Below are 26,339 nucleotides of genomic sequence, written 5' to 3' on the forward strand. Positions count from 1 at the left end.
GACTCTTGCTTTGACGCGTTTTCTACCGCAGATAAGTCTACGCAATCTGCGTAAACTTGATTGCTGTGCGAACCGGTATCCACTTCGCTCGAAAACGCTTTAAAAACAAAACCGGCCGCGGATCGCTCCGCGGCCGGTTCGTGTTGTGATCGTCCGCCGGCTTCCCGCCGGACGAAATCCGGTTACTTCGTGATGTCGACGTCCTTGGTTTCCGGCAGGAAGAAGAAGCCGACGACCGCGGTGATCGATGCGAAGATGATCGGGTACCAGAGACCTGCGTAGATATCGCCGGTCGAAGCCACGATCGCGAACGAGGTCGCGGGCAAGAGACCGCCGAACCAGCCGTTGCCGATGTGGTAGGGCAGCGACATCGAGGTGTAGCGGATCTTGGTCGGGAACAGTTCGACCAGCATCGCCGCGATCGGCCCGTACACCATGGTGACGAAGATCACCAGGATGAACAACAGCCCAATCACCGCCGCGACCCGCGGTTTGAAGATGTCGAACGGGTGCGCCATCTTCACGATCTGGGCGTCGCCGGCCTTCGGATAGCCTGCGCCCTGCACCGCCGCCAGCACCGCCGGGTTCGATGTCTTGGCATCCGTGTAAGCCACGTCCTTGCCGTTGACGACGACCTTCACGCCGGTGCCTTCATAGCGGGTCGTATACTTGACCGACTGCTGGGCGAGATAGGCGCGAGCGGTGTCGCAAGGCGCGGTGAAGACGCGGGTGCCGACCGGGTTGAACAGATCGCCGCAGGCCTTGGCATCGGCGACCACCTCGACCTTGACCGTCTCGATGGCCTTTTCCAGCGCCGGGTTGGCGTTGGTGGTGATCATCTTGAAGATCGGGAAGAAGGTCAGCGCCGCGATCAGGCAGCCTGCCAGAATGATCGGCTTGCGGCCGATCTTGTCGGACAGCGCGCCGAACACGATGAAGAAGCCGGTGCCGAACAGCAACGACCAGGCGATCAGCAGGTTGGCGGTGTAACCGTCGACCTTGAGGATCGATTGCATGAAGAACAGCGCGTAGAACTGGCCCGTGTACCAGACCACTCCCTGGCCCATCACGCCGCCGATCAGCGCGATAATGACGATCTTGGCGTTGCTCCAGTTGGCGAAGGCTTCGGTCAACGGCGCCTTTGAGCTCTTGCCCTCGTCCTTCATCTTCTGGAACACCGGCGATTCGTTCAGGCGAAGCCGGATCCAGACCGAGATGCCGAGCAGCAAGACCGACACCAGGAACGGAATACGCCAACCCCATGCGGCGAAATCAGGCTCGCCTAGCGCGGTACGGGTGAACAGGATCACCAGCAGCGAAAGGAACAGGCCGAGCGTTGCCGTGGTCTGGATGAACGAGGTGTAATAGCCGCGTTTGCCCATCGGGGCATGTTCGGCCACGTAGGTCGCCGCACCTCCGTATTCGCCGCCGAGTGCGAGGCCCTGCAACAGTCGCAAGCCGATCAGGATGATCGGCGCCGCGATGCCGATGGTCGCCGCATTGGGCAGGATGCCGACGATGAAGGTCGACAGGCCCATGATCAGGATGGTGACGAGGAAGGTGTATTTGCGGCCGACGATGTCGCCGACCCGGCCGAACACGATGGCGCCGAACGGGCGGACGATGAAGCCCGCGGCGAACGCCAGCAGCGCGAAGATGTCGCGGGTGGCCTGGTTGAACATCGGCTGATTGGTTGCGGGATCAATGACGCCGAAGAATTGCGCGCCGATCACGCTGGCAAGCGAACCGAACAGGTAGAAATCATACCATTCGAAAACCGTGCCGAGTGACGAAGCCAGAATGACGAAACGTTCGTCCTTCGTCATTCCCCCCGTTCGCGTGGATGTTGCAGCCATTGTGGACATCTCGATCGCTCCCCTGAATATCTATTGATGCAAAGTCCGCCCGTCGCCGAACTTGGCCGGATTGAGCTGTGGGCTTCGTCTTACGGTAACATCCCCGTGAAACCTGCCCCAATACGACTTTTGGCCCTTTGCACGGCTGCAACAGTGGCGTCGGGCATCCCGGCACCGTCGATCCTGACCCGGATCGGGTCGGTCAGCCCGCACTATTGCGGCGCACAAGCGGTCGGATTAACTGCTTTCAGACGTGATAGGATTGCGCTCTTGCACGTGGCCGCCTGCCGGGAGACAAAGCGATTACGGGCTTACCGCAAGCCGATTGCGAGACATCATGACGACCGTTGCCAGCACCCATCTCGTCATCGCCGATGACCACCCGCTGTTCCGCGACGCCCTGCGGCAAGCGGTCGCGAGTGTCGTCAGCTCGGCCGTGATCAGCGAGGCGGGCTCGTTCGACGACCTCACGGCGCTGCTGGAACGGGACTCCGACGTCGATCTGATCCTGCTCGATCTGACCATGCCGGGGATCTCGGGCTTCTCCGGCCTGATTTACCTGCGCGCGCAATATCCGGCGATTCCGGTCGTGATCGTCTCCGCCAGCGACGACGCCGGAACCATTCGAAGGTCGCTCGATTTCGGCGCCTCCGGTTTCATTCCCAAGCGCTTCGGGGTCGAGACGCTGCGCGACGCCATCATGAAGGTGATGGAAGGCGACGTCTGGGTTCCGCAGGACACCGACCTGTCTTCCGCCGCCGACCCGGACATGACGCGGCTGCGCGACCGGCTGGTGACGCTGACCCCGCAGCAGGTGAGGGTGCTGATGATGCTGTCGGAGGGGCTGCTCAACAAGCAGATCGCCTATGAACTCGGCGTCTCGGAAGCGACCATCAAGGCGCATGTCTCGGCGATCCTGCAGAAGCTCGGCGTCGAAAGCCGTACCCAGGCCGTGATCGCAGCCGCGAAAATCTCCGGCGGCCAGTGGCGCCAGGGTACGCCGACGGCGTAACGGCAAAGCAATCCGAATGCCGCCAGTATCAGGGAAAGCGCTGCTGTTCGACATCGACGGCACGCTGGCCGACACCGATGCGCTTCATCTGGAAGCGTTCAATCAGGTCCTGGGTCCCCGCGGTCACACCTTTGATCACGTGCGCTTCACCAAAGAGCTTCAGGGCTTCTCCAATGCCTCGATCAGCGCGCGGTTTCTGGCCGAGGAACCACCGACGCGCCAGACGGCGATCATCGGCGAGAAGGAGGCAACCTTCCGCAAGCTCGTTGCCGGGAAAGTCCAGCCATTGCCCGGCCTGCTGGCGCTGCTTGCGCGCGCGGATCGCGCTGGCATCCCCATGGTCGCGGTTACCAACGCGCCGCGGCTGAATGCCGAGATGTTGCTCTCCGGACTTGGGATCACGGATCGGTTCAAGGCGCTCGTCATCGGCGATGAACTTGCCCACGGCAAGCCGCATCCAATGCCGTATCTGGAAGGCCTGCGCGCGGTGGGTGCCGCAGCCGCTCTGTCCGTTGCGTTCGAGGATTCTCGTTCCGGCATCCAGTCGGCGTCGGCGGCAGGTATCGCGACGATTGGGATTCGAACGAGCCTTGCTCATGCTGACTTGGTCGCGGCAGGCGCCGTCACGACGGCCGCGAACTTCGACGATCCGGAATTGGCTCGGATGGTCGGGGCGACGATGGATTGGTAATGGTTGCTACGATCTCGCGCTACGGCTCGCGCCTACTCCGCCGCGACCAGCTGCTGGGCGCGCCACTGGCCGAGTAGCGCCCGCAGCGATGCCGGTTTGACCGGCTTGTTCAGCACCGCGATATTTTCCTCGCGCGCGGCCGCCCGCACGTTCGGACTGCGGTCCGCCGTGATCAGGATGGCCGGAATATTCTCGCCGAAACGGCGGCGGATCTCGCGGATCGCGGCGACGCCGTTGCCGCGGTCGAGGTGATAGTCGACCAGAAGGCCGGTGACGCTTCCGCCTGACGTCTCGATCGCGGCGATCGCGGCCTCGGGGTCGGCCACCGCGATCACCTCGGCGTCCCACGCCGTGAGCAGCGTCTTCATGCCATCGAGGATCGCCGGATCGTTTTCGATGCAGACGATCAATGCGCCGCTCATCGGCGTTTTCGAGAGCGGCGTCGCGCTGGTGACCGCGGCGGTGTAGTTGACCGCCTTGGCGACGGGCACCGTCACCGAGAAGACCGAGCCGCCGCCGGCATTGGCGCCCAGCGCGATGCCGTGGTTGAGCACCCGCGCCAGCCGCTCGACGATCGAGAGCCCGAGGCCGAGCCCGCGCGCGATCCGCGCGCCCTGTTCGAGACGGTGGAATTCCTTGAAGATCTCGCCGCGCTTCTGCACGGGAATTCCGACGCCGGTATCATAGATGCCGATCTGCAGGGTTTGCCCGCGGCGGCGACAGCCGACCAGCACCCGTCCGCGCGGGGTGTATTTGATGGCGTTGGATATGAAGTTCTGCAGCAGCCGGCGCAGCAGCGCGCGGTCGGATTCGACCGGCAGCGAGCACGGCACGAAGGTCAGCTTCAGCCCCTTGGCGCGGGCGATCGGGGCGAATTCGATTTCCAGCGACCGCATCAAATCGGCCATCTTGAAGCGGGTGATCGAGGTGGTCATCGCGCCGGCGTCGAGCCGCGAGATGTCCAGCAGTGCGCCGAGGATTTCCTCGATCGCCTCCAGCGAGTCGTCGATGTTCTCGACCAGGCGCGAATCCTCGCCGCCGCTCTGGCGCTCGACCAGGCTCGTGACATAAAGCCGCGCCGCGTTCAGCGGCTGCAGGATGTCGTGGCTGGCGGCCGCGAGAAACCGGGTCTTCGAGATGTTGGCGTCCTCGGCGGTGCTCTTGGCCAGCGCCAGTTCGGAATTCAGCCGGGTGAGTTCCTCGGTGCGGTCCCGCACCCGCTTTTCCAGCGTCGCATTGGCGCGCTCCAGCGCTTCCGCCGCCTCGAAACTCGGCGTGACGTCGGAGAAGGTGATCACGAGCCCGCCGCCCGGCATCCGGTTGGAGCGGACCTCGATCACCATGTGGCGGTCGGGCAGGCGTTCCAGATAGGGCTCGCCCTCGGTGGTGTAGGCTTTCAGCCGCAGCGCCAGCAGGGCGTCGCTGTTGCCGGAGCCGGGCGGGCTGACGGCGTCCATGAATTCGAGGATTTCCTGCAAGGGAATCCCGAGCTGGACCAGATGCGGCGGCAGCGCGAGGATTTCGCCGAACTGCGCGTTCGAGCAGATCAGCTGCAGATCGGCGTCGAATACCGCAATGCCCTGGCGCACATGGTTCAGCGCGGTTTGCAGGATCTCGCGGTTGAAATGCAGCGCGGCATGGGAATCGTCGAGCAGCTTCAGCGCCGCCTTGGCGGAGACGGTGCGCTTGCGCAGCAACAGCGACATCACGAGGCGCGAGGAGGCCGCCCCGATCGAGGACGCGATCAGGCGTTCGGCGTGCTGCAGCAACTCGAAATCGGCGGGTGCGGCCGGATCGAGATGACCGGGATGGTCGGCGGTAAACGTCTCGAACGCCTGGCGGGCGCGGTCGGGGCCGAGATATTGCGCCACCGTGCTCTGGATATCCTGCACCGTGACCGTGGTGCGCCAGCGCCGGAAGGTCGGCGTGATCGGCGTCAGTGTGCTCGGCACGAACAGGTCGGCCTGCAACCGTTCGATCGACGACGGCTGGCGCGCCATCGACATCGCGACGTAGGTCAGGATGTTGAGCCCGAGCGACCACAGCACGCCATGCATCAGCGGCGGCAGATCGGCGCCGAACAGCGCCCGTGGGCGCAGCGCCTCGATGCCGAACGGTCCGTGCTGCAGGAACTGCAAACCCGCCGTGGTGGTTTCGAGGAAGCTCGGCAGGAACAGCGTATAGGTCCACACGGCGACGCCGACCAGCATGCCGCCCATGGCGCCGTGCGCGGTGGCCCGCCGCCAGAACAGGCCGCCGAAGAAGGCCGGTGCGAGCTGGGCGAGCGCCGCGAACGACAACAGCCCGATCGCCGCCAGTTGGGTGCTGCCGAGCGCGCGATAGTAGAAATAGGCCATCACCATGATGGCGAAGATCGCAAAGCGCCGCACCTTGAGCAGGAAGTCGCCGAAATCCTGCTGGCCCACGCGCGTTCGCGGGCTCCGCTGCAGCACCAGCGGCAAGACGATGTCGTTCGAAACCATGATGGAAAGCGCCACGCATTCCACGATCACCATCGCGGTCGCGGCCGACAGGCCGCCGACAAAGACGGCGATGCTGAGCAAGGGAGCGTTTCCCTCAATCGGCAACGCCAGCACGAACATGTCGCTGTCGACGGCGCCGAACGGGAAGGTGACGAGGCCGGCGATCGCGATCGGGATCACGAAGAGATTGATGGCTACAAGGTAAAGCGGAAACAGCCAGCGTGCGCGATTGACCTCGTCGATGCTGGAATTCTCGACCACGCTGACGTGAAATTGCCGCGGCAGCAGCATGATCGCGCAGAACGACAGCAGCGTCATGGTCAGGAAATTGCCGATTGAAGGCGAGTAGTTGATCGCGCGCATCGCTTCCGGTGTCTTCATCGCGCGTTCGATCAGTTCGACCGGCGAGAACATCCAGAAGGTGACGAAGAGGCCGACGGCGAGAAACGCCACCAGCTTGACGAGGGATTCGGTGGCGATCGCCAGCATCAACCCGTGCTGGTGTTCGGTGGCGTCGGTCTGGCGGGTTCCGAACAGCACGGCGAACACGGCCATCGCCAGCGTCACCACCAGTGCGATGTCGCCTATCAGCGGGATCGAGGAGAACAGCTTGTCTTCGCTCAGGATTGTCTCCAGCGAGGAAGACATCGCCTTGAGCTGGAGCGCGATGTAGGGCACCGATCCGATAATCGCGATGACGGCCACGGTCGCGGCCACCGCCTGGCTCTTGCCGTAGCGGGCGGCGATGAAGTCGGCGATCGAGGTGATGTTCTGCGATTTGGCCAGCTGGATCACGCGGCGGAGCAGCGGCGTGCACAATCCGATCATCAGGATCGGGCCGACATAGATCGCGAGGAACTCGACGCTGGTGCGGCTGGCGAAGCCGACCGAGCCGAAGAAGGTCCAGGAGGTGCAGTAGATCGCCAGCGACAGCGGATAGATCATCATGCTGGCGCGGCCGCGTTGGCTCGGCGACAGGCGGTCGCCATAGCTGGCGACGAAGAACAGCAGTCCGATATAGGCGAATGCGGCGGCGATCACGCCCCAGTCGTGCAGCATTGCTGCCTGTCTCCCTTCCCGGCCTCTGTTCGGGCGCCTCTTGTTCCGCCGCGCCGGACCGGAAGCACCAGTATAAACGCATTGAGCCGGCAGCGCACCGCGCTACCGGCTCAATTTCCCGGAGTTCGGATTGGTAGGGTTACTCGGCCGCCAGCGATTTCTGCTTCAGCGGCAGGCCAAGGCGCTCCCAGACCTGCAGCAACGCGTCGGCCAGGTGATCGATCAGGCCGTCATCATGGTAGGGCGAGGGCGTGATCCTCAAGCGCTCGGTTCCCTTGGCGACGGTCGGATAGTTGATCGGCTGGATGTAGATGCCGTGCTCTTCGAGCAGGATGTCGGACGCCTTCTTGCAGTTCTCGGGGTCGCCGACGAACAGCGGCACGATGTGGGTCTCGCTCGACATCACGGGCAGGCCCGCGGCGTTGAGGATCGCCTTGACGCGGGCGGCGCGGTCCTGGTGGCGCTCGCGCTCCCAGGTCGAGGTTTTCAGGTGGCGGATTGCCGCTGTCGCGGCCGAGCAGATCGCCGGCGGCAGCGCTGTGGTGAAGATGAAGCCCGGCGCGTAGGAACGGACGGCATCGATGATGTCGGCCTTCCCTGCGATATAGCCGCCGAGGCAGCCGAACGCTTTGGCGAGCGTGCCTTCGAGCACGTCGATGCGGTGCATGACGCCGTCACGCTCGGCGATGCCGCCGCCGCGCGGGCCGTACATGCCGACGGCGTGCACTTCGTCCACATAGGTCATCGCGCCGTATTTTTCGGCGAGATCGCAGATTTTGGCGAGCGGCGCGATGTCGCCGTCCATCGAATAAAGGCTCTCGCAGGCGATCAGCTTGGGCCGGTCGGGGCCTGCGGCAATCAACAGCTCTTCCAGATGCGCCATGTCGCTGTGGCGGAATATCTGGCGATCGCAGCCGGCCTGGCGCACGCCTTCGATCATCGAATTGTGGTTGAGCGCGTCGGACAGAATGAGGCAGTTCGGAATCAGCTTGGCGATGGTCGCGATGCCGGTCTGGTTGGAGACATAGCCCGAGGTGAACAGCAGCGAGGCTTCCTTGCCGTGCAGATCGGCCAGTTCGGCCTCCAGCTGCACCAGCGGGTGATGGGTTCCGGCGATGTTGCGGGTGCCGCCGGCGCCGGTGCCGACACGGGTCGCGGTCTCGACCATGGCGCCGACCACTTTCGGGTGCTGGCCCATGCCGAGATAGTCGTTGGAGCACCAGATCACGACGTTGCGCTGGCCCTTCGGCGAGTGCCAGACCGCATGCGGGAAGCGGCCTGCGATCCGCTCGAGGTCGGCGAAAACCCGGTAGCGCCGCTCGTCATGCAGGCGGTTGAGGGCGGCGGAGAAGAATTTGCTGTAATCCATCACAAGACCTGAAACGGAACCGGCCGGAGCGGCGTGGGCTCTTTTTAGAGCTTTTCCAGGTTTGGTGTCTATGTGAAATCCCACATTTCAGCGGGCCTCCGGGATGCACCCGAGGCAGGGCAAATATTGATATCGATCAACGCGCTAGGCGCGATTTGCGGTCCTGGTATTTTGGCGGTGCGGCTGAAACCACGAGTAATCCAAGGGGCGGCCGAGCCGGTTCAGGAATCGAGTTCCCTGATGGCGCGATTGGCCGCGATCAAGGCGTCGTCTTCGGACTTGCTGTCTTCGGCCGTCACAAAGCCCCGGATCGCCGCGCCCCGCGTGATCGTCGGGGGCTGGACGATAGGCGTCATATTGGCCCGCCAAAGTCCGGGCTGCCGCTGAAAGGTAATGATTCGATAGTTCGACACTTTGGCCATTGTCGTCCTTCTTCGTCGGCCGTGGCTCAGCAGCCGCGACAGATATTGTTCAGTTTGGACGTGGTGCGGGCGTTCTCGGCGAGGAAGGGATCCTTGTATTCGGGTCGTGAGGCGTCGCTCTCGATCGCCCTGGGTTTTTCCTTGGATTTTTCGCTGGATATTTCCTTGGATATTTCCTTGGGCGTTGCGATTTTCGGAGGCTGCGCTGCGTCGTAGCAGGCGAGCCGTGCGCTGTTGCCTTCGACCGCGCGGCATTCCGGGCTTGCAGCGAACGCGTTCTGTGCGAAGGCGCACAGCGCCAGGACGGCGACAATTATTTTCATCTATTTTCCTTTGCGGGCGTAATCACCCGGGACAAAAAGTTACATTTCGGAAGGTCACATTAGAAAAGTCACATCGACGAATAGCGAACCGCGCTCTTCAGCGCGCCGTCGATCTCGTCAGCCAATTCGGCCTCTCCGATCTCCTGAAGCGCCGCTGCCATATTCGATGCCTGCACCGCGCTCATCGAAAGCGGCTCGCTCGCCTCATAGCTGAATTTGATGCGCCAAATTCCGCCGGGATTGCGATGCGGCTCGATCAGCAGCGCCGGAAGATCAGGCAGTCCGTTCTCAAAAAGCAGCGCCGCGCGCGTCAGCATGACGGCGTCAAATCAATGCCGCCGCTGGGAAAGGCTTCAATGTGGAAGTTCGTCTGGCACGACAGCCGGGATAGCATGGCGCGACCGTGCGCCCTTTTAGGCCCAATAGCTATGGATTAGTTGGGCGCGTCAGGTGGTCCGGAAATACAGCACGCCGTCGGTCACCTCTGAGGTCAGACGTCCCTCGACCAGCATGTAGTTGACGTGGGCGATCAGTTCGCCGGCGGCAAAGCCCATCTGGTGAGCGTCCAGCACGTGCTTGTGGAACACGACCGGCACCAGTTCCTTCGAGGTCTGCGGCACGGTCCGGCAGGCTTCGGCGATCAGGCGGCAGCGGTCCTCGTGATGATCGGCCAGCTGCTTGATCCGGGTCTTGAGGCCGTAGAATGGCACGCCATGGCCGGGCAGCACCATGACGTCATAGGGCAGCGTGGTGGTGAGGCTCGCCAGCGAGGCCAGATATTCCCCGAGCGAGTTCTGGTTGGGCTCGACCGCCCAGACGCTGACATTGGGCGAGATCTTGCTCAGCACCTGGTCGGCAGAAAGGAACAATTTGTCGGCGGCGCAATACAGCATCACCTGGTCGAGCGCGTGTCCGCCGCCGGTGATGACCTTGAAGCGCCGCGTGCCGATGGAAATCTCGTCGCCATGCGCGATGCGGCGATAGGACGGCGGCAGGATCGACACCTGCTTCAGATAGTCCTGGCCGCGGCTCAGCAGCGTGTCGGTCAGGCTCTCGTCCATGCCGTGACGGCGGAAAAACAGCCGCTGCGCGTTGCGGCGCTCCTCGGTGCCGCGGTTCTGGTGATAGACCGACTGCAGGTATTCGACCTGCGACATCTGCAAGGGACAGTCGAAGCGCTCGGTGACCCAGCCTGCCAGACCGACGTGATCGGGATGCGAATGGGTCACGATCAGGCGGGAGATTTTCACGTGCCGGAGCGGGCCCTCGAACAGCGTGGTCCAGGCTTCGATGGTTTCCTCATTGCCGAACCCGGAATCGATCATCGCCCAGCCGTCGCCGTCGGCGAGCAGGTAGATGTTCACATGATTGAGCCGGAACGGCAGCTTGAGCCGGACCCACAACACGCCCGGCAGCACCTCGACGACCTGATCCTGGCCGGGGTGATGTTCCCAGGGGTATCGCAGGGCCTCGGCGGAGGACTGAACGGGGTCGGTTTTCGAGTGCATCCCACCGACTTACCCGCACAATTGGTGCGGCGCTAGCCGAAAAAGCAGGTGCCCGGTGGGATAAAAGGCATGGGTATTATTTGCACCGTCATTCCGGGGCGATGCGTAGCATCGAACCTCAGGTGCGCAATTGCGCACCGGGGAATCTCGAGATTCCGGGTCTGGTGCTAACGCACCATCCCGGAATGACGACAGCCATCTAAGCCGCCCGGATATTCCCCAAAAACGCGTCGATTTCCGCGCGCAGCACGTCGGCTTCGCGGCGGAGCGCGCCGGAGGCGGTCAAGACCTCGCTGGCGGCGGAGCCGGCTTCGGTCGAGGCGCTGGAGACGCCGACGATGTTGCTGGAAACCTCGCTGGTGCCGCCGGCGGCATGCGAAATGTTGCGCGCGATCTCGCGCGTCGCCGCGCCCTGCTCCTCTACCGCCGCCGCGATCGCTGTCGTGACGTCGTTGATCTCGCCGATCGTGGTAGAGATGCTGCGGATCGCTGACACCGCCGATGTCGTCACCGTCTGCATGCTGACGATCTGCTGGCGGATCTCGTCGGTGGCCTTCGCGGTCTGGGTGGCGAGGCTCTTGACCTCGGAGGCGACCACGGCGAATCCGCGGCCCGCTTCACCGGCGCGCGCGGCTTCGATGGTGGCGTTCAGCGCCAGCAAATTGGTCTGCGAGGCGATGGTCTGGATCAAATCGACCACCACGCTGATGCGGGCGGCGTTGTCGGCCAGGCCCTGCATGGTGGCATCGGTGGCGCCGGCTTCCTCGACCGCCTTGCGGGCAATCTCCGCCGAGGTGACGACCTGGCGGCCGATTTCCTCGATCGACGACGACAGTTCCTCGGTGCCCGACGACACGGTCTGCACGTTGACCGAGGTTTCCTCGGCGGCGGAGGCCACCGCGCTCACCAGCGCGCTGGACTGATCGGCGGTCGCCGACATGCTCTGCGCGGTGGTCTGCATCGAGCCGGCCGCTTCCTGCAAACTGTCCAGCGCCGTGCGCACCGTGGTTTCGAACTCGACGATGCGGGCTTCCATGCGGGAGGCGCGCTCGGCCTTGGCGATGCGATCCTGGTCCTGGTCGGCGGTGAGCGCCCGGCTCTGGATCATGCTCTCGCGGAACACGTGCAGCGAATTGGCCATCGCCGCGATCTCGTCCTTCTGGCTGGACTGATAGATTTCCGATTCGAGGTCGCCGCTGGAGAGCAGCTGCATCGAACGCTGCAGATTGCCGATGCGCCGCAGAATGTTGCGGCCGACATAGAGCCAGACGAACAGCACCGATCCGATCAGGGTGGCCGCACCGAGCGCGAGCATGACCGTGGTCGCCAGTGAAATCTCCTTGCCCGCCTGCTGGGTCGAGGCGTCGGTCTCGCCGCGCACCCCGTCCACCAGTTGCTGCACGCTGATGCCGAGGCCGACATTGAGCTTGCGGGTTTCTTCCAGGATGGTCTGGCCGTAATCCGTGGCGTCCAGTTCCTTCTGGCGAACCTTGAAGACGCCGGTCTTGCCTTCGCCGAGCGCCAGCAGGGCTTTCGAGGCGTTGCTCAGCGCCGTCGTAAGAGAACCCTTGGGAAGCTGGTCGAGGTTCGATTTCACGCGCTGCTGCGCAATGCGGGTTTGCTTCTCGATGTTCTCGAGCGTGTCGCTGCTCTCGGATGAAAGCGCGGCCATCATGTTGAATGCGGTCAGATTGCCGGCGGCGATGATGTCGCTGATCTGCTCGACCGTTATCTCCGCCTTGGTGGCTTCGTCCTGATTGAAGCTGGCGGCGCCGAAGATGCTGCTGAGCTGGGTCTGGGCGTCGACCATCGCGGGCGCGGCGGCCTTGACGAACGCGGCCTGGGCCGTGCGCAGCGCTTCATACAGTTTTTCGTGCTGGGCGCCGGTTTCCAGCCGTTCGCGTGCCGCGCCGCCGAGACTCTTGATCATGTCCTCGATGTTCTTCACCGTCTCGGTGAGGGCTGCGACGGTATCCTTGTTGGCGCCGAGCTTGGTGATCTCGGCAAGCCTTTGCAGGGTGATGCGCTGGGTCTCCTGCATTTTTTTGGAGCGTTCGTTCAGCATCTCCTCGCTGCGGGAGGCGAGCAGCCCCGGGCCCTGGCTGGCAAGACTGGCGCTTTCCGCCGACAATTGCAGGCTGGCCGCGAGGCGGGGGATGTCCCGTCCGCTCAGGTCGACCATGGCGCCGCCGAGATGTCCGAGCACCAGGCCGGCGCCGGCGCTGATCACGATCGCCATGCCGGCGATGACAGCGAAGGCGGCAAACAGGCTGCCTCTGACGCCGAATTTCGGAAAGCTGAAACCCTTGAGCCTGATCTTGCCGATGCTGAATCGTAACGCCATTTGCCGCCGCCCCGTCCCGCTATCCCTGGATGATTCCCCGCGCGGCAGTATCGTGGTACCCGGTTAACAAGTCGGGAAAATGCGGACGCTTTTCGCGATTTGAGCGCTGGCCCGCCATCGAACAATGTTTGAAAATCGGCAGCCGCTTCGCTGGAAAACGCCATGGCGCAAACAACATGCCGCAAACAAAAAGGCCGGCGTTCAAGCCGGCCTTTTCGCGCCTCCCTGTAGAAGCGATCAGTAGCGCGCGCCTGCGAAGTTGAAGCGATAATTGACGCCAACCTTCAACGTATGCTCGTCGTTATGGAAGGTGCCAAAGGGGACCAGCGCGACCGGGGTCACGAAGCGGGTAGTGCCGAAATCGTAGTACATGTATTCGGCCTTGGCCGACCAGCTCGGGGCAAACATGTATTCGACGCCGGCGCCGACGGTGTAGCCATTGCTGTGATTCTTATCGAGCGTGAACGCTACCGGCACGCCGGCAAAGGTCAGGGTGTCGCGATTGTTCGAATAGGCGTAGCCGCCTTTGACGTAGAGCATGCCCGGACCCCAGGTGTAGCCGACCCGGCCGGTGATCGACGCGATCGCGCGCCGATCGTGGTTATAGACCAAGCCGTTGGGGAAAATCGCATTGAGGTTGTTGTCGCCGAGCCAGCTGTACTGCCCCTCGGCGCCGACGACCCAGTTCGGCGCGAACTGATAATCGGCGCCGGCCTGCACGCCGCCGAGCAGGCGGGCGCTGTGGTCGCTGAGCACGAGACCGTTGAAAGTGTTGCTACTCGCGAACGCGCCGCCGATATGGGCGCCGAGATAGAACCCGGTCCAGTTGTAGAGCGGCGCGGCATAGGCCGGCGCCTTGTTGTAGTAGGGCCGTGCGCCCATGTCGGCGCCGAGCGCCGGGGACGCCGCGCCGAGGGCTGCAAGAGCGACGATAGCGAGCAGGAACTTCTTCATGGTCGTGGGTCTCCGGAAAATCGTTGGGAGGCGCCACATGCCGGGCGCCGTCCATGGCGTGCAGTTAGACAGCTTTTGAATAAAATGCTGTCACTTGCCGGGCACACCGATCGATTACCCAACCCATTGGAGAACAAACGTTTTTTGTGCTTAATGAAGCCCTATTTTCTGTGCTTAACGGCGTCCTAAGGCCAGCTTAATGAAGCCTTAAAATCGGGTCTCTCGGGCGCGGCGCGGAAGCTTGCCTTAGGCAATGCGCCGCCGCACGTCGCCGCGCATCTGCTCGCGGAACGCCTGCCGCCGCGCCGGCCGGTCCTTTTCGGCGACGTCATGGCGGTCAAACACGTTGAACATGTCGAGGATGGGATAGCGGTCGCTGGCCATCGCCAGGATGCGCAGCAGTTCGGCGACCGGGCCGGTCGGGCCGGTGACTTCCCATTTCCGAATCGTGTTCGCGCCGTCTTCAGGCGGCAACCCGCAGAGCTTGGCCATGTTGGCTACGCCAAGGGGTTGGCCGATCGCCTCACCGAGGTCTTCGCGCAGTTTCTTCAGTTCCGGACCGGTCACGGGTTCTCCATTTTAAAGCGGCTTCTGTGAAGTACGTCACACACCGGGGCCGGAGTGCAAGCTATACGCAGCGCCATCAGTTCCTCGAGGAGGAGGCAGTCATGCGCAGCTTGATCGAAAGCCTTACCCCCGACAGCCGCCGGATCTACTGGCGCTGGGTCGGTGGCATCTTCGGCCTTTATGTCGTCTTGATGGTCGGCGCCGCCAGCATGTTTATCAGCCACGAATCATCGCGGACCGTGCGGCATGAACGCGCCGTGACTGTGGCAGTCAAAGGTGATCGCGCGCCATCACACGAGACTTCGATGCCCCAGCCGCAGCTGGTGCGCTATCACTAGAGCGTTTTCCAGCGAAGTGGACACCGGTTCGCGTCAAGAAAACGCGTCAAGACAGGAATCTAGAGCCCCGTTCCGATTCCATCGGAACGGAAAAGGCTCTAGGCGGCCTCAGGCGCCGATCGCGTTGCGCGTCACCACGTCGCGATAAAACGACGCACTGAGCTTCGGCGTCCGGCGCTGGGTTTCAAAATCGACGTGGATGAGCCCGAAGCGCTTTTCGTAGCCGTAGATCCATTCGAAATTGTCCATCAGCGTCCACAGGAAATAGCCGCGGACCGGCACGCCCTCGGCCACGGCGCGCTGCAACTGCCGCAAATAATTGCGCAGGTACATGATGCGGTCGAGATCGTAGATCTTGCCGTCGGCATGCACCTTGTCCTCCGACGAGGTGCCGTTCTCGGTGATGTAGATCGTCTTGAGGTTCCAGACCTTGGCCGCGAGCCGCGGCGCCCAATAGATCGTTTCGGGACCGATACGCAGCCAGTCGGCACTCATGTGCGGAAACGAGGCGGGGAAGGGCAGCACCGACCAGCCCGGCTTCTTGTCTGACGCTGCGATGTAGAATTGCGGCGCGTAGATGTTGAGGCCGACGAAATCGTTGGGCGAGCCGATGATCTTCAATTCGTCGGCGGTGAATTTCGGCGCGTCCTTGCCGGCATATTCGAGGAAGCCGTCGGTGTATTTGCCTTCCAGCATCACGCCGAGCAGGCCCGAGTTCAGTTCGCGGGTCGCGATCTCGGCGGCGCGGACGTTTTCGGGCGTGTCGAAGGCCGGCACGCAGGTCGCGATGTTCTCGGCCGGGCCGACCTTGGTGCCGGCGCGCCCGCGGGCGCGGATCGCCTGCACCGCAAGGCCGTGGCCGAGGACGACGTTATGCCGTGCCTGGTTCAATTCCGCCGCCGGCAGTTTGAGGCCGGGCGCGTCGATACCCCATTCGTAGCCGAAATTCAGGAAACGCCCGGCTTCGTTCAGCGTGAAGATGTTTTTGACGCGGTCGGTCAAACGCTCCGCGATATAGCCGGCGTAATCCGCGAACGCCTTTGAGGTGTCAGTGGACTGCCAGCCGCCGACGCGGTCCTGCAACGCCTGCGGCAAGTCCCAATGATACAGCGTGGCGTAGGGTTCGATGCCCTTGGCCAGGAGTTCGTCGAGCAGGCGGTTATAGAAATCGAGGCCCTTGGGATTGGGCTTGCCGGTGCCTTCCGGAAACACCCGCGGCCACGCGATCGAGAAGCGGTAGTGCTTGACGCCGAGATCGCGCATCAGGCCGACGTCTTCCTTGTAGCGATGATAGTGTTCGTTGGCGCGGTCCCCGGTGGTCTTGTCCTCGATCTTGCCCGGGGTGTGGGCGAAGGTGTCCCAGATCGAACGGCCGCGGCCGTCCTCGTTGACCGCGCCCTCGATCTGATAGGCCGATGTCGCGGTGCCCCAGCGAAAGTCCTTCGGGAAACGGGCAGGGGCGTGCGGGTCGGCGGCCGGCTTTTGTTTGGGCGCCGCGTCAGCCGATGTCGCCGCCAGACCAAGCGCGGAGAAGCCCGCCAGCTTGGCAAATTGCCGGCGCGAGAATTTCCCGGACATTACGTTCTCCGTCAGCTTCGGTGCTGCCGGCTTGCGCGTCCCGGCCGGTTGCAATGATCAGTATGCATCAATTTGATAAGCCGAAATCCGGTCGATTTCGAATTCCACGACATTGGGAGACAGGCCGTCGACGAATCCGACGCCCTCCATCGTTTTCGAGCCCATCGCAAGGTTGACGATCATGTACATGGGAGCGTCGAAGCCGACCGGGACCTTGATCTCCGACACCGGCTGGCGGTCGATGAAATAAATGATGCGGTCGCGCTGCCACAGCACACCATAATTGTGGAATTCGCTCCGCGTGTCGGCGACCATGAAGTCGAACCCGCAGCGCTCGACCCGTCCGGTGGCCGGAATCCGCCAATGCGTGGTCATGACGATGTTGTCGTGCTGCTGTCCGCGGCCCTCCATGATGTCGATTTCCGGCGGCCAGCCGCCGTCATCGGCGAGCATCCAGAACGCCGGCCACACGCCGACGCCGGCCGGTATCTTGGAGCGCATTTCGAAATAGCCGTACTTCTGCGTGAACTTGCTCTGCGTCGTCAGGATGCCCGAGATATATTCATTGTTGAACAGCAGGGACCGCAAGTCGGGCGGAGTCCTGCTGGCGATGATCGAGAGTATGCCGCCCCGGACGCGGAACGGATCGAGCCCGAGCGGCACCGTGCCCCGGCCGCCATACACCGAATCCACGTAGATCTGCTGTTCGCCATTATAGCTGGTCTTGCGCTTGAAATCGGAGCCTTCGCCGCCCCAGTAGCGCGACTGCGGCCAGGCGGCGCCACCGGCGTAGTGCGGTACCCACCGTGCCTCGACCAGCGGATGCACGTCGAAATCATCGTGGAAGGTCCGATGCAGCGACACCGGCACCAGCGGATCATCAGCTTCGATCTTGCGGCACTGATCGCCGAGCGCGCGGGCCGGCACCTGCAAGGTGAGCGCGGCTAGCGCCAGCGTGGGATCGCTTTGCGGAAAAGCCGGCATGGCCGTGAAAAGACAGCCGATCAATGCGAGAGCGTGCGGCCTCAACCTCTTGATCCCCAGGGTTCGCGCATACGAATCCCGGGGTTCGCGCATGCGCTGAAGTCGACGGGCGAAACACATAGCAGATCGCGGAAGCGAAAGGATGCGGCTATTTGATCGTCGCGTTCACCGTAATGACCGACGTGCCGGAGGCCGTCGGCCCCTTGCCCGTTGCCTTGATCACAAAAGTGTCGCTCCCCTTGTATTTCGCCTTCGCCCTGTATTCGTAAGTGGATGCGTCGAGCTTCTTCAACTTGCCGCGTGCCGGCTTTTGCGAAATTTCAGAGCTGGTCACCGTGCCGCGTATCTTGATCGGAAACACGCAGCTTTCCCCGGCCGCGATGTCAATGTCGCCGGTCGAGTTCTCGCCCCAATTCGCCAGTGTCGTTGATGCCGAACAGTCAGAAGCGGCCGGCGCCGAAGATGCCGGCGCCACGCTCGTGGCTGCAACGATCAGCGCCAGGGCCGCGACTTTGGAAAAGCGCATAGTCAACTTCCTCATTTTCATGCAAACCCGATCAAGGTCTCCCCAAATGAGGGCTATCATAATCCGGAATTGGACGCGCGCGTGGCGTGTGGAGCAACGATGCCGAATTGATGGGCATCGCGACGGGCGGTCAAGCAAACCGCGCAACAATCACCGAGCCTGATCCCCGGGCGTCGCTAGCCGATCGCAACTCAAAACCGTTTTCGGCCACACGCTGGTCGATCTTATCAAGGCATCGGACAAGATCGCTCGAAGCTGATCGAGATGGCATTCGGGACAGAATAGAGGGTGAGTGCGCGCAGATCTTTGAGCGCGGCGATGTCTCGAGTGAGACAGTGCCAGGAATGGTGCTGCCAGACAGGATTGAACTGACGGTGTCTTTGGCTAATCCTTGCGGAACAAAGGTGGAACGTCTGTGGTTCCTCAAGGTTCGCCTCAGCTTTACTGGCATGGCGCGTTAAGGTACTCAGCAAATGTCGTATCCATGACGGCCGTTCGAAGCCGGCGCGATGAAAGTGGAGTTAGTGTCGGCGCAGCGCAGAAGACATTCCTGCCAAAGACATTCCAGGAGAGCTGCGTGTTCTTCTGAGGGAGGAAGTCTCTCGTGATGGGCCGTTCGGCGAGCGCCGGTAATCGTCTTCTCGCCGCGTTGCCGTTGGCAGACCTCGCGTTGCTCGCCCCCCATCTCCAGAAGGTGTCGCTTGAACAGGACGCCGTGGTGATACGGGCGGGAGATCGACGCGACCATGTTTACTTTCCCCATAGCGGTGCCATCTCCTTCATGCTCGGCCTTCCGCGCGGAGAAACGATCGCAACTGCGGTAATCGGGCGCGAGGGAGCGATCGGCGCATTATCGGTGCTGGGACCCTCTTTCATGTCGTCCGTGACGGCGGTCGTGCGGGTGGGCGGCACCGCATCGCAAATCTCCGTGTCGCGGTTTCATGGAGCCTACATGAAGAGCGGCGCCATCAGACATGTGGTCGAGGCGCATACGAGGTCGATACTCATGCAGTTCCAGCACGTCTCAGCGTGCAACGGACTGCACTCGGTCGAGGCCCGCATGGCCCGGTGGCTGCTTCACCTGCACGATCGAACCGAGGACAACAACATCCTGCCATTAACGCAGGAGACGCTTTCGCAATTGCTCGGGGTGCGACGAACGACCGTGACGCAGGTGATTGCCAAACTCCGCGCCTTGGGTGCCATCAGATCCGTTCGGCGAGGCTTGGTCGAAATCGACAGGGCGCGGCTCGACGAAGCAACCTGTGAATGCTACGACATCATACGCGGTGCAACCGATCGGATCGTCCCGCATGAAGTCGTGGGGTCGCACCCGCATTTTGCGTCGGCCGACAAACTCCACGGTGTATGATCGTTTTCAACCTCACATGACGTGGTCTTTGTACCAGTGTGGTGGCCGCTGATCCCTTGGCAGCTTGGCCAAGATCGCTTTAACATCGGACAGGATAGGCTTTCGGAAGTACCAGTTGTTGGAGCCGAGACGCTTGGTAGGACAGGCCATTCGTAGAACCGGTCGTGCGACACCTGTGTGTATCAGGGCGCGGCGAGCCATCTGTCCTTGAAGGCCAATGATGGAAGCGAGCAGCTTGCCACGCTGTTCCCGAAATCCCGCACATCCTCCTGAGACGCTCCCTTGACGCGCTTCTTCGGTTCGACCGAACATCGGCACGTAAGTATACATCCTTCGATAGATATGGTTAGCCGCCGCGACATTTTATGGTGAGCGGCCGAACTGCCTTACCCAAAATTTGAAGCATGGAGACGTGCGATGCCGCGTCCCTCCAGCCCAAATCCGACCTTTGCCGTTGCATCTGTGGACGCCGTCAAGCCCGAGGGTAACACCGGCACGACCGCGTTCACGTTTACAGTCACCCGCGCGGGGCCGTCGGGAGGCACTGCTTCAGTAAACTATACCGTCACGGGCGCTCAGCCCGATGATTTCACCGGCGGCGTAAGGCCGAGCGGCACGATTACGTTTGCGCGGAACGAGACCTCGAAGACGATCACCATCCTGGTCGCGGGCGATAGCCAGATCGAGACGGACGAAGCCTTTACCGTCACGCTCTCCCGTCCCACCGGGGCCCGGATCGGCACCGCCAGCGCGACCGGCACGATCCAGAACGATGACTCGTCCGCAGTCGAGCGCATCTCGGTCGCAAGCGACGGCACGCAGGGCAACGGCTCCAGCCTCGACTCCTCAATCTCAGCCGACGGGCGGTACGTGACGTATCACAGCGATGCCCCGGACCTGGTCGATGGCGACACCAACGGGATAAATGACGTCTTCGTCTTCGATCGTGAGACAGGCACCACCGAGCGGGTCTCCGTCAGTTCCACCGGCGAGCAGGGTAACAACGCCAGCTTCAGCCCCAATATCTCGGCCGACGGGCGCTACGTGACCTATTTCAGCCTCGCCTCGAACCTGGTCGATGGCGACACCAACGGGAATTATGACGTCTTCGTCTTCGATCGTGAGACAGGCACCAACGAGCGGATCTCCGTCAGCTCCACCGGCGAGCAGGGCAACGGCACCAGCTTCAGCCCCGATATCTCGGCCGACGGGCGCTACGTGACCTATTACAGCGATGCCTCCAACCTGGTCGATGGCGACACCAACGGGACGAATGACATTTTCGTCTTCGAGCGTGAGACCGCGACCACCGAGCGGGTCTCCGTCAGCTCCACCGGCGAGCAGGGTGACGGCGGTAGCTTCAGCTCCGATATCTCGGCCGACGGGCGCTACGTGACGTATTCCAGCACTGCTGCCAACCTCGTTGATGGCGACACCAACGGGCAGGCTGACGTCTTTATTTTCGACCGTCAGACGGGCACCACCGAGTGGGTCTCCGTCAGCTCCACCGGCGAGCAGGGTAACAGCGCCAGCTTCGAACCGTCGATCTCGGCCGACGGGGGCTACGTGACCTATCAAAGCCTTGCCTCCAACCTGGTCGATGGCGACACCAATGAGACGTTTGACGTCTTCGTCTTCGACGGTCAGACGGAGACCACCGAGCGCGTCTCCGTCAGCTCCGCCGGCGAGCAGGGAAACGACGCTAGTATCGCTCCCTCGATTTCGGCCGACGGGCGCTACGTGCCCTATTTCAGCCCTGCCTCCAACCTGGTCGATGGCGACACCAATGAGACGTATGACGACTTCGTCTTCGACCGTCAGACGGACACGACCGAGCGGGTCTCCGTCAGCGCCGCCGGCGAGCAGGGAAACAGCGATAGCTCCAATGCCTCGATCTCGGCTGACGGCACGTTTGTGACCTATTCCAGCTCTGCCTCCAACCTGGTCGATGGGGATACCAACGGGACATATGACGTATTCGTGGTGCAGCTGCAGGAACTCTTGCTCGCATGAACGAGTGTCAGCTGTTCGGTGCGAGGCGAGGCGTGAAAGCTGGAGCGGGATCAAGCCGTCGCTTGCGAAGAACGGGTAGCGTGCTAAGCCTCTTGAGGCGTCTCGAACATGTCGCCCTGTGATTTGGCGGGGGAAGCGGCAGTGAGGTGATGCCCAGCACCTGCATTCTGGGACTTGCCAACTTCGCGATGTCTCCAGGAAAAGATGGTGCTGCCAGACAGGATTGAACTGTCGACCTCTCCATTACCAAGGGCATAGCCCTGCACCGTATTAAGCCTTTTTTCCATGCGTTTTGGCCTTTCTCTTGTTGTAGTCCCCTAGGTTTCCCCCAGGCAAGTTATCGATCGAAGCTTGGTGTTGACTGACGTTTGCGTGCGCGTACCGAAAAACCATGCTGTCGGTTTTCCAGCCGCCCAGCACCTTTAGCTTCGTGAAGTCGTGGTTGTTGGCGTAATGCCACGTCGCCCAGGTGTGGCGGCAATCGTGCGGGTGGAAGTCGGTTATACCGGCCCGCCTGCACGCCGCTTTGAAGGCCGTCTTGATCCGCGTCCCGGCCGATGTATCGCCGGGTTTCTTCGGACGGCTATATGGCTTGCCGTCAGGCCGCCGGAATACTTCTGCGGAACGCCCATCTAAGTTAGCCAAGGCCGCTACCGCGCGGGGGTGAAGCGGCACGCCGCGCGGCTCTCCGTTCTTTGTTTTCGGAAATTGGACGTGCGCCCTTCTCAGGTCGACGTCGCGCCAATCCAACCACAACGCCTCGCCTACGCGAGCACCGGTGTAGAGCAGGAATATCAAAAGCGGTCGCAGATGGTTGCTGCATGCGGTTATCAGCGCATCCGCCTCATCGATGGTGAGCCAGCGGATTCTTCCGTCCGGCAATTTTGGCCGTTCGATTATCGGGGCAGGGCACCACTTGCGCCCTGCAGCATGATGCAGGATGGCGGAAGCGATGGCGTAAAATTGTCGGTTGCGTGTTGACGGCGACGCATTCGGATAAAGCTTTCTGGCTCCCTGGTCGAGTGCGTCCTGATCGATCCGCGCTAATGGCAACGTGCCAAAGTGTTTGATCACTGGCGCAGTAAATCGTTTCGAGCCGCCATTTTCGAGGTAGCTCAACGCGGCAGCCGCGAATGTTTTCGTAGCTCGACTACCGTGGATTGACTCTTCGAGGATTTTTGCTTCGCGGATGGCTCGGATTTCTTCGGCGGCCGATCTGTCGCTAGTGCGAGTGCTTTCTTCAATGCGGATTCCGCGGAGGGTGCCGCGCAGGATCCAGTAGGGCGACTTTGGCCGCTTAACGAGACGGATGGGCACGGCAGAACCTCATAAAGCTGGTTGCAGTCGTCTGGGCTGAATACGATGGCACGGCCCATCTTGCGGCCAATCCCGTTCTTTCGCGCGATCTGTAGAATGACCGCCTCCGACACTGGGAAAACGGTGCCGGCTAGGTCGCGCGCCATGGCATAGCTGGGCCATGACACGTCGGGTCGCAGCGGCATCACGCGGCCTTTTCAGGCAGGGCCTGGGGACGCGGCGTCGTATGAACCTTGATCGTGCCGTCCGGCTGGATTTCGATCAGTTCGATTTCTTCACCGGCTTTGCGGATGCCGGCGACCGCGCGGACAAGATCGGGCTTGTGGAATGATGGCGGCTTTCGCGTCATGGTTCGCTCCTCACGAAAAAGCCCGCCGGGACCGGGAAGGTCCATGCGGGCTAAACAGTTCGATGCCTTGCGGCGGTTGATCTCTTGCGGGAATTCGGCAATAAAAAACGCCCGGCGGAGTTACCCCCTCGGACGTGATTATCGCTTATATGCCCAAAAAGCGCTTGACCGTTGCGGTTGTCAAGGCGCGTCCGCCCCGCCTGCGCATTTATCCACATTTCGTAGGCTTTCTTTGATCGAAAGAGCCCGCCGGGCGTGCACCGGGGCGGGCTTTGTCGCTATTCGGCCTTGGCTTCGATCTCGCGCAGCACGAGGGCTCGGTCTCTGATGATCTGCGCGACGCGGTGCATTCCGTCTATCGCTGTCTCCGCGTCAGGTTGGGCAAGCAGGACGCCGAGCAAGCTCGCAAGGTCGAAGATTTCATGGGCAATGTCGGCCGGGGAATCGTGGATGGTCATGCCGAAACATCCTTCCGTTGCTCAATGTCGGCGTAAAAGTGGTCCTTTAACACCTGAGCCATCACGCAAAGATGGTGGACCGCGAAGAGGAACGGCCGTCCCTCTCGTTCGAGATGCTCCACCAACCTTTTGCGAGCCATCCCTTCGAATATGGGGTTGTTCAGATGACCGATCTCCTCCTGAAATTCCTCAAGCAGGGTGTCGACGACCCGCGCCATGTCGCAAACATCGCAAACGTCGCTTTCGAAGTGGATTGGTTCGGTCATACGATCACCCCTTCGTCGTCGCACTGCTCTTCGACGTCCAGGTGCCCATGAGCGTAGGACTGCAGATAGCTCACGGCTCCCGACGGCAATTCATGCGAGCCCAGCGAAGGCTCGTCGTCGGCTCCGTCCTCTAGGTGTTCGGGTTCGGCTTCTAGATCATCGGCTCCCTGATCGTTGCCATAGGATCGGGCCCCGGCCTCCGTCCAGCCCAGGGACGGTTCAAGGTCCGGATCTAGGTCGCTGGCATCGAGGAACGCCAGTAGCCGGTCGATCTCGTCCGCGGCCTTCGTGCGGAGCTTGCGGAGGCGCTGGAGTGCCTTTTCCCGCTCCCGCTGCTGTCGGGCTAGGCCGGGATTAACGATCGCGCCAGCGGACCGCGCTGGCATAGCTATGCTATTCTCAGAATCAACCTGAGCCATTGAATCATCCTCAATCGTTTGGGCCAGGCCTGTCGCGGTGTGTCGAGCACCACGGCGGGCCGCTTGCTTTGCAAGCTTGGAAACGGTATTACAGGTTCATGAAAGAGGCAACACCTAAAAAGCACGGTGGCGCGCGACCTGGGTCTGGCCGCCCCGCAACCGGCAAGGATCCTGTCCTGACCGCCCGGGTACCCCAGGTGCTAATCGACGATTTGGAAAAATGGGCCCAGGCTAGCGGCGTAACCCGATCCCAGGCCCTCCGGCTCTTTATTGAGAACGGTTTGATGAGGAGGCCCCTGCGAGACATGGGGCTGAAGGCGAAGGGGAAATGACTGATGGCGCTCATTGCATGTAGCGAGTGCAAAAAATTAATCAGCGATCAGGCATCCACATGCCCCAGTTGCGGCATGCCGCAATCTATCAAATCCAAAGTAACAGCCCCTTCGGCCAAAAAACCTAAAACTATTCTCCCCGAAAGATCTCACAAGTTTTTTGGAATATTAGCTTTAGTCCTGATTGCCACAGTAGTGCTGTTTTCTGCCAAGAAAGATGAAAAGAAGGACGAGGCGTCGTTGGGCCTGCCAGCCGCCGCTGCTGCTAACAACGCCCTGTCATGCGGCGAAGAATTGGATTGCTTGGCCAAAGTCTCCAAACGGGATGCCGAAAAGTCATGCCGCGATAATGTCGAAGGGCAAGCAAAGCACAGTTTCGAATGGACCAATTGGGCAATCGACGGGATATTCACTCAGTACAGTTGGCGCGATAGGCAGGCGAAGACGATCACACTGGCCGGCGACACCGTAAAATTTCAAAACGGTTTTGGCGCGTGGACCATCATGAGATACTATTGCGATTACGATCCTGCAAAGAAGGCCCTGTTGAGCGTCCGAGTTTCTGAAGGCCGGTTACCCAAAGTCGAAAAATAGGGTTATGTCGATCGACACACTTGAACGCGGGATCGCGGTACGGCGAGCGGGTACTGTCTGCGGGGCTGAAGGCGAAGGGGAAATAGTTGGAAACCGAAGAGGAAGCACGCGTCCGGAAGAACTGGGAACGCGAAGACCAAATTCGGCGGATACCCCTTCGACGCCCTGATCCGTCGGCGTGGCCTCGAAACGTGCGACCGATCGCGATGGCTGAGGCGGATGGTTTGGGCATAGACGCGGATGGCCGCCTGCATTGGGACGGTAAGCCCGTCGAAATTATTGGACGCCGACTAGATTTAACATGGAGCCAGTTCTGGATTGCCGTCGTTGTGGCGATCTTCACTGTTGTCGGAGGCGTCGGCGCCGCGGCGCAGGGGTGGGCCGCGTATCACGATTGGGCTTGCCGGAATAAGCAGGCATCCGTGATAGCGTGTCCTGCTGAGAAACCATAAGGCTAGCACGAACCTTTTCAAAACATCGTTCTCAGCCTGCAGGCCGCCGTTTTTCAGGGAAAATGATGATGAGAGTTTTGATCATTCTAGCCGCGGCATGTTTTTCGGCGAACGCGATGGCGCAGGCTCCTTCGCCGCCGAAGGTGGGCCAAAAGCCGCTGGTTCAGGTGAAGCCAAAAGCAGCAGAAGGCTGCAAGCTCGTCGGAACGGTCAAGGGGACCAAGCTTTGGGCCGGCAACTGCGCGGCGGCGTCAGAACTTCGGGGAACCGCACCCCCGGACGAGCCCTCCGCGCCAGCGCCGGTTCCTGAAGCAACCCCTCCTGCGGCGAAACAATAATAGCCAAGCCCCCATCTAAGCCGTGAGGCGGGAGACCGAGGAGGATTGGAGCTAGATCATCTAACGAAGGGCAAAAATTGCGAGCCAGGTACTCATCAATATGCAAGTTGCTATCGCAGTATAAGGCAGGGCGATACGCATTCGATCCTCCCCCGAAGAATACGAATCAGTACCACGGTTCGCCTCACCTGAGAACACCGTCGCGCAACACCTTAGCGCTTGCTCGCCCGCTCTGGTTGCGAAAGGATGCCCTTTTGGGGGCACAAAAATGGACAGCGCACTTGAGGCCTTGGCCCGCATGACGGGCACTAACCACGCGGCCTTGATTGGACTCGCCAAAATGCTGGGTGATAGCGGCGCCATATCGCCGCGCAGAGCGCGCAACATTATTCGCGTGATTGCAGATGGCTTGGAG

The 26,339-nt window shown here is 61.8% G+C and carries 25 protein-coding genes; 7 read left to right on the top strand and 18 right to left on the bottom strand.

Features of this window, described 5'->3' with window-relative positions:
* Positions 1-182: 182 nt before the first annotated feature.
* Positions 183-1,826, bottom strand: coding sequence for an MFS transporter (locus tag JQ611_RS07790; protein WP_212465080.1), 1,644 nt, complete (start codon positions 1,824-1,826; stop codon positions 183-185).
* 367 nt (positions 1,827-2,193) lie between these two features.
* Between JQ611_RS07790 and JQ611_RS07795 the strand changes: the two genes are divergently transcribed.
* Positions 2,194-2,868, top strand: coding sequence for a response regulator transcription factor (locus JQ611_RS07795; RefSeq protein ID WP_212038440.1), 675 nt, complete (start codon positions 2,194-2,196; stop codon positions 2,866-2,868).
* A gap of 16 nt (positions 2,869-2,884) precedes the next feature.
* Positions 2,885-3,559: an HAD family phosphatase gene (locus JQ611_RS07800; RefSeq protein WP_212465081.1), complete on the top strand. Its 675-nt coding sequence runs from the start codon at positions 2,885-2,887 to the stop codon at positions 3,557-3,559.
* Between the two features lie 32 nt (positions 3,560-3,591).
* On the opposite strand, the gene JQ611_RS07805 is transcribed toward JQ611_RS07800, so the two are convergent.
* The 9 genes from JQ611_RS07805 to JQ611_RS07845 all read right to left on the bottom strand — a co-directional run bounded on the left by JQ611_RS07805 (position 3,592) and on the right by JQ611_RS07845 (position 14,588).
* Positions 3,592-7,101 carry a PAS domain-containing hybrid sensor histidine kinase/response regulator gene (locus JQ611_RS07805; RefSeq protein ID WP_212465082.1) on the bottom strand — a complete coding sequence of 1,170 codons (3,510 nt, stop codon included), beginning with the start codon at positions 7,099-7,101 and terminating at the stop codon, positions 3,592-3,594.
* Positions 7,102-7,240: 139 nt separating this feature from the next.
* The gene (gene hemA / locus JQ611_RS07810; RefSeq protein ID WP_212265247.1) at positions 7,241-8,470 is read right to left on the bottom strand and encodes a 5-aminolevulinate synthase; all 1,230 of its coding nucleotides are present in this window, start codon (positions 8,468-8,470) and stop codon (positions 7,241-7,243) included.
* A 221-nt stretch (positions 8,471-8,691) separates the two neighbouring features.
* On the bottom strand, positions 8,692-8,892 hold the full coding sequence (locus JQ611_RS07815; RefSeq protein WP_212465083.1) for a hypothetical protein: 201 nt from the start codon (positions 8,890-8,892) through the stop codon (positions 8,692-8,694).
* Between the two features lie 26 nt (positions 8,893-8,918).
* On the bottom strand, positions 8,919-9,215 hold the full coding sequence (locus JQ611_RS07820; protein WP_212265246.1) for a hypothetical protein: 297 nt from the start codon (positions 9,213-9,215) through the stop codon (positions 8,919-8,921).
* 68 nt (positions 9,216-9,283) lie between these two features.
* Positions 9,284-9,532: a hypothetical protein gene (locus JQ611_RS07825; RefSeq protein WP_212265245.1), complete on the bottom strand. Its 249-nt coding sequence runs from the start codon at positions 9,530-9,532 to the stop codon at positions 9,284-9,286.
* Positions 9,533-9,661: 129 nt separating this feature from the next.
* The gene (locus tag JQ611_RS07830; protein ID WP_212386411.1) at positions 9,662-10,723 is read right to left on the bottom strand and encodes an MBL fold metallo-hydrolase; all 1,062 of its coding nucleotides are present in this window, start codon (positions 10,721-10,723) and stop codon (positions 9,662-9,664) included.
* 199 nt (positions 10,724-10,922) lie between these two features.
* Positions 10,923-13,067 (bottom strand): methyl-accepting chemotaxis protein, encoded by a 2,145-nt coding sequence (locus tag JQ611_RS07835; protein WP_212465084.1) that lies wholly within the window; start codon positions 13,065-13,067, stop codon positions 10,923-10,925.
* A gap of 237 nt (positions 13,068-13,304) precedes the next feature.
* Positions 13,305-14,021 carry an outer membrane protein gene (locus tag JQ611_RS07840; RefSeq protein ID WP_212465085.1) on the bottom strand — a complete coding sequence of 239 codons (717 nt, stop codon included), beginning with the start codon at positions 14,019-14,021 and terminating at the stop codon, positions 13,305-13,307.
* A gap of 246 nt (positions 14,022-14,267) precedes the next feature.
* Positions 14,268-14,588: a hypothetical protein gene (locus JQ611_RS07845; RefSeq protein WP_212465086.1), complete on the bottom strand. Its 321-nt coding sequence runs from the start codon at positions 14,586-14,588 to the stop codon at positions 14,268-14,270.
* A 101-nt stretch (positions 14,589-14,689) separates the two neighbouring features.
* On the opposite strand from JQ611_RS07845, the gene JQ611_RS07850 reads away from it, so the two are divergent.
* On the top strand, positions 14,690-14,926 hold the full coding sequence (locus JQ611_RS07850) for a hypothetical protein (protein WP_212265240.1): 237 nt from the start codon (positions 14,690-14,692) through the stop codon (positions 14,924-14,926).
* A 108-nt stretch (positions 14,927-15,034) separates the two neighbouring features.
* Here the strand turns inward: JQ611_RS07850 and JQ611_RS07855 are convergent, their stop codons facing one another.
* From JQ611_RS07855 to JQ611_RS07865, 3 genes are all read right to left on the bottom strand, one after another.
* Complete coding sequence (locus JQ611_RS07855) at positions 15,035-16,504, bottom strand: GH1 family beta-glucosidase (RefSeq protein ID WP_212465087.1); 1,470 nt, start codon at positions 16,502-16,504, stop codon at positions 15,035-15,037.
* Between the two features lie 57 nt (positions 16,505-16,561).
* The gene (locus JQ611_RS07860) at positions 16,562-17,533 is read right to left on the bottom strand and encodes a family 16 glycosylhydrolase (RefSeq protein WP_249133015.1); all 972 of its coding nucleotides are present in this window, start codon (positions 17,531-17,533) and stop codon (positions 16,562-16,564) included.
* Positions 17,534-17,636: 103 nt separating this feature from the next.
* Entirely contained in the window at positions 17,637-18,014 is a 378-nt protein-coding gene (locus JQ611_RS07865; protein WP_212386444.1) for a hypothetical protein, read from the bottom strand.
* A 110-nt stretch (positions 18,015-18,124) separates the two neighbouring features.
* Here JQ611_RS07865 and JQ611_RS07870 point away from each other — a divergent pair, with 110 nt between their 5' ends.
* The 3 genes from JQ611_RS07870 (at position 18,125) to JQ611_RS07880 (ending at position 21,399) form a co-directional block, all read left to right on the top strand.
* Positions 18,125-18,475 carry a hypothetical protein gene (locus JQ611_RS07870; protein ID WP_212465088.1) on the top strand — a complete coding sequence of 117 codons (351 nt, stop codon included), beginning with the start codon at positions 18,125-18,127 and terminating at the stop codon, positions 18,473-18,475.
* 146 nt (positions 18,476-18,621) lie between these two features.
* Positions 18,622-19,386 carry a Crp/Fnr family transcriptional regulator gene (locus tag JQ611_RS07875; RefSeq protein WP_212465225.1) on the top strand — a complete coding sequence of 255 codons (765 nt, stop codon included), beginning with the start codon at positions 18,622-18,624 and terminating at the stop codon, positions 19,384-19,386.
* A gap of 417 nt (positions 19,387-19,803) precedes the next feature.
* Positions 19,804-21,399: a Calx-beta domain-containing protein gene (locus JQ611_RS07880; RefSeq protein WP_212465089.1), complete on the top strand. Its 1,596-nt coding sequence runs from the start codon at positions 19,804-19,806 to the stop codon at positions 21,397-21,399.
* Positions 21,400-21,669: 270 nt separating this feature from the next.
* Here JQ611_RS07880 and JQ611_RS07885 read toward each other — a convergent pair whose 3' ends face one another.
* The 5 genes from JQ611_RS07885 to JQ611_RS07905 form a co-directional block, all read right to left on the bottom strand.
* Positions 21,670-22,716 carry a site-specific integrase gene (locus tag JQ611_RS07885; RefSeq protein ID WP_212465090.1) on the bottom strand — a complete coding sequence of 349 codons (1,047 nt, stop codon included), beginning with the start codon at positions 22,714-22,716 and terminating at the stop codon, positions 21,670-21,672.
* 184 nt (positions 22,717-22,900) lie between these two features.
* Positions 22,901-23,065, bottom strand: a complete 165-nt coding sequence (locus JQ611_RS07890) for a hypothetical protein (RefSeq protein ID WP_212465091.1) — start codon at positions 23,063-23,065, stop codon at positions 22,901-22,903.
* A 278-nt stretch (positions 23,066-23,343) separates the two neighbouring features.
* Entirely contained in the window at positions 23,344-23,523 is a 180-nt protein-coding gene (locus tag JQ611_RS07895; RefSeq protein WP_212465092.1) for a hypothetical protein, read from the bottom strand.
* Complete coding sequence (locus tag JQ611_RS07900; RefSeq protein ID WP_212465093.1) at positions 23,520-23,789, bottom strand: hypothetical protein; 270 nt, start codon at positions 23,787-23,789, stop codon at positions 23,520-23,522. The genes JQ611_RS07895 and JQ611_RS07900 overlap by 4 nt, the downstream gene beginning before the upstream one ends.
* Positions 23,786-24,208, bottom strand: coding sequence for a hypothetical protein (locus tag JQ611_RS07905; RefSeq protein WP_212465094.1), 423 nt, complete (start codon positions 24,206-24,208; stop codon positions 23,786-23,788). The genes JQ611_RS07900 and JQ611_RS07905 overlap by 4 nt, the downstream gene beginning before the upstream one ends.
* 335 nt (positions 24,209-24,543) lie before the next feature.
* Between JQ611_RS07905 and JQ611_RS07910 the strand changes: the two genes are divergently transcribed.
* A complete protein-coding gene (locus JQ611_RS07910; RefSeq protein ID WP_212465095.1) occupies positions 24,544-25,134 on the top strand; it encodes a zinc ribbon domain-containing protein in 591 nt (196 codons plus the stop codon).
* The last annotated feature ends 1,205 nt before the right edge of the window (positions 25,135-26,339 follow it).

Source organism: Bradyrhizobium sp. AUGA SZCCT0182 (genome assembly GCF_018130185.1).
Taxonomy (GTDB): Bacteria; Pseudomonadota; Alphaproteobacteria; order Rhizobiales; family Xanthobacteraceae; genus Bradyrhizobium.

What these genes read in the sequence shown, in the direction of transcription:
- JQ611_RS07840 (WP_212465085.1), bottom strand. Translation starts at nt 14,021, where the DNA reads ATGAAGAAGTTCCTGCTCGCTATCGTCGCTCTTGCAGCCCTCGGCGCG.
- JQ611_RS07875 (WP_212465225.1), top strand. Translation starts at nt 18,622, where the DNA reads ATGGGCCGTTCGGCGAGCGCCGGTAATCGTCTTCTCGCCGCGTTGCCG.
- JQ611_RS07880 (WP_212465089.1), top strand. Translation starts at nt 19,804, where the DNA reads ATGCCGCGTCCCTCCAGCCCAAATCCGACCTTTGCCGTTGCATCTGTG.
- JQ611_RS07825 (WP_212265245.1), bottom strand. Translation starts at nt 9,532, where the DNA reads ATGCTGACGCGCGCGGCGCTGCTTTTTGAGAACGGACTGCCTGATCTT.
- JQ611_RS07855 (WP_212465087.1), bottom strand. Translation starts at nt 16,504, where the DNA reads ATGTCCGGGAAATTCTCGCGCCGGCAATTTGCCAAGCTGGCGGGCTTC.
- hemA (WP_212265247.1), bottom strand. Translation starts at nt 8,470, where the DNA reads ATGGATTACAGCAAATTCTTCTCCGCCGCCCTCAACCGCCTGCATGAC.
- JQ611_RS07805 (WP_212465082.1), bottom strand. Translation starts at nt 7,101, where the DNA reads ATGCTGCACGACTGGGGCGTGATCGCCGCCGCATTCGCCTATATCGGA.
- JQ611_RS07895 (WP_212465092.1), bottom strand. Translation starts at nt 23,523, where the DNA reads ATGACCATCCACGATTCCCCGGCCGACATTGCCCATGAAATCTTCGAC.
- JQ611_RS07835 (WP_212465084.1), bottom strand. Translation starts at nt 13,067, where the DNA reads ATGGCGTTACGATTCAGCATCGGCAAGATCAGGCTCAAGGGTTTCAGC.
- JQ611_RS07890 (WP_212465091.1), bottom strand. Translation starts at nt 23,065, where the DNA reads ATGACGCGAAAGCCGCCATCATTCCACAAGCCCGATCTTGTCCGCGCG.
- JQ611_RS07800 (WP_212465081.1), top strand. Translation starts at nt 2,885, where the DNA reads ATGCCGCCAGTATCAGGGAAAGCGCTGCTGTTCGACATCGACGGCACG.
- JQ611_RS07910 (WP_212465095.1), top strand. Translation starts at nt 24,544, where the DNA reads ATGGCGCTCATTGCATGTAGCGAGTGCAAAAAATTAATCAGCGATCAG.
- JQ611_RS07905 (WP_212465094.1), bottom strand. Translation starts at nt 24,208, where the DNA reads ATGGCTCAGGTTGATTCTGAGAATAGCATAGCTATGCCAGCGCGGTCC.
- JQ611_RS07790 (WP_212465080.1), bottom strand. Translation starts at nt 1,826, where the DNA reads ATGACGAAGGACGAACGTTTCGTCATTCTGGCTTCGTCACTCGGCACG.
- JQ611_RS07830 (WP_212386411.1), bottom strand. Translation starts at nt 10,723, where the DNA reads ATGCACTCGAAAACCGACCCCGTTCAGTCCTCCGCCGAGGCCCTGCGA.
- JQ611_RS07865 (WP_212386444.1), bottom strand. Translation starts at nt 18,014, where the DNA reads ATGCGCTTTTCCAAAGTCGCGGCCCTGGCGCTGATCGTTGCAGCCACG.
- JQ611_RS07815 (WP_212465083.1), bottom strand. Translation starts at nt 8,892, where the DNA reads ATGGCCAAAGTGTCGAACTATCGAATCATTACCTTTCAGCGGCAGCCC.
- JQ611_RS07870 (WP_212465088.1), top strand. Translation starts at nt 18,125, where the DNA reads ATGGGCATCGCGACGGGCGGTCAAGCAAACCGCGCAACAATCACCGAG.
- JQ611_RS07850 (WP_212265240.1), top strand. Translation starts at nt 14,690, where the DNA reads ATGCGCAGCTTGATCGAAAGCCTTACCCCCGACAGCCGCCGGATCTAC.
- JQ611_RS07820 (WP_212265246.1), bottom strand. Translation starts at nt 9,215, where the DNA reads ATGAAAATAATTGTCGCCGTCCTGGCGCTGTGCGCCTTCGCACAGAAC.
- JQ611_RS07900 (WP_212465093.1), bottom strand. Translation starts at nt 23,789, where the DNA reads ATGACCGAACCAATCCACTTCGAAAGCGACGTTTGCGATGTTTGCGAC.
- JQ611_RS07795 (WP_212038440.1), top strand. Translation starts at nt 2,194, where the DNA reads ATGACGACCGTTGCCAGCACCCATCTCGTCATCGCCGATGACCACCCG.